1 protein-coding gene is annotated in these 1,242 nt (G+C 33.5%); it reads right to left on the bottom strand.

Annotated elements, in window-relative coordinates; translation table 11 throughout:
• Positions 1–111 precede the first annotated feature (111 nt).
• Positions 112–1,242, bottom strand: a 1,131-nt coding sequence (locus ABZV77_RS42690) for an IS4-like element IS1675 family transposase (protein WP_356268793.1), incomplete at its 5' end; no start/stop codon positions are given.

Raw genomic sequence — 1,242 nt, 5'->3', positions numbered from 1 at the left:
AACAGTATCATTTTATTCTTAAATATTTTGTTTTTCTATCTCATTGACGTTCTAATTTCATAAATGAATCACGCAAAAAAACGTCCTACTTGTATAGTCCGATTGATAATCTTAGGCAATACGATATAAAAAACCAGGAAATTTCTTTTTTATTAATCTTCTTTGATCACTCCGATTCGGCCTTATGGGAAGAAGATATCGGCTTATCAATTGCTCTACATTGACGTTTTGATCAAGGAAAAACCGCCTACAAATCCCAAAGGCCTGTGTAAAATTAATCTGGTAGGAGTGTTTTAAACGATTAGATAAGACCACAGCCAAAGTAATTGTCATTGAAAAATTATACATAATGAGACGGGCAAAGATTTCTTGGATAATAAAGTCAAGTTTCTTTGAATGGAAGTGGCTTAAACCTAGAGCATATTTCAATTCTCTAAAGGAAGTTTCAATTCCCCAACGCAAGTGATAAAGGACTTTTAGGTCTTCGCTTGTAAATAGGAACGGATCCAGATTTGTCACTAAGGATTCATAGGTGTCCTCATTCAACTTAATTCTAACGACTCTGAGACTGATCGGATAAGTTTCTTTGGAGCGGATAGGAAGATAATCAAAATTCGCTCTTTTATGCAAGAAATGATAATGTTTATCTTTTTTTACCTTATTTGTCTGTCTTCTTGTTAATTGAAGGGTTATTTTTTTATCAAATGTTCCATCTGATGGCAAATCAAGGCCATTAAGCAACCCATTACTCTTTGTATCTTTTGCTCTAATCAAAAATTTTTGTCCGCTTTTTTTAATGTGTTCATAAACATTAAAAGATTCATACCCACGATCCGCAATAATAATTGTTGGACTTGTGAAATCAAAATCATCAACTATCTGACACAAACTTTTACGTTCATTTAACTGCTTAATTTTTTGAAAGTCCACTGCCACGTAGTGTTTATTTAAAGGATCATATAAAGCATTAAGGTGAAGTGATCCAACATGCTTCCCAAATTTCCCAACTCTATAATGGGTATCTGATTCTTTTTCATTGTAAGGGATATTAAGATCAGAACCATCATGGGCAAATATTCGATAGCCTTTGTATAATTTATTGGGTTGTGCTGAAGGAATAGTTCGGTAAAAGAGTTGCTCAAATGCTTTTAACTTTATTTTACTACGAGCTTGTACCAAAGCAGACGCGGTAGGGGTTTTTAGGGTGAAATTAAAATGTGAGAGTAATTCACTAGATAGACT

The sequence above is a fragment of the Streptomyces sp. NPDC004732 genome, assembly GCF_040609235.1.
Classification (GTDB): Bacteria; Actinomycetota; Actinomycetes; order Streptomycetales; family Streptomycetaceae; genus Streptomyces.
Note: the sequence above shows the minus strand (reverse complement) of the source record. Positions and strands in the feature narration are given on the sequence as shown.